This window comes from Acinetobacter sp. 1125_18A, from assembly GCF_052824985.1.
This window is the reverse complement of record NZ_VTDG01000057.1, coordinates 1-584: the sequence shown is the minus strand read 5'-3', so window position 1 is coordinate 584 and position 584 is coordinate 1. Positions and strand designations below refer to the sequence as shown.

Below are 584 nucleotides of genomic sequence, written 5' to 3'. Positions count from 1 at the left end.
ACAGGTCAATACACCAATACTGCAACAGGTGTAGATAAAAACTATGAGCTTAGCTTTGTTGATGGTTCCTTAGATATCGCTAAAGCCAAAGCAACTGTAACCGCCAATAGTTTAAATACGGTTTATAACGGTAAAGATCAAACGGCTGCTGGCTTTAGTGCGACTGGTTTGGTCAATGGTGAAACTGAATCTGTATTATCAGGTGTTTCGGCAACTGTGACTGCTAAAGATGCAGGTCAATATACCAATACGGCAACGGGTCTAGACAAAAACTACGAGCTAAGCTTTGTTGATGGTTCATTAGATATTGCCAAAGCTAAAGCCATTGTTACTGCCAATAGTGTATCAACCACCTATAACGGTAAAGACCAAACGGCTGCTGGCTTTAGTGCGACTGGTTTGGTCAATGGCGAAACTACAAGTGTATTGTCAGGTGTTTCGGCAACAGTGACCGCTAAAGATGCAGGCCAATACACCAATACTGCAACAGGCATAGATAAAAACTACGAGTTAAGTTTTGTTGATGGCTCTTTGGATATTGCTAAAGCTAAAGCCATTGTTACTGCCAATAGTGTATCAACCAC

At 41.4% G+C, this 584-nt stretch carries 1 protein-coding gene; it reads left to right on the top strand.

Annotation, left to right across the window (positions count from 1 at the left end; all coding sequences use genetic code 11):
* A partial coding sequence (locus FY049_RS22235) for an MBG domain-containing protein (RefSeq protein WP_446084436.1) occupies positions 1–584 on the top strand: 584 nt, incomplete at both ends.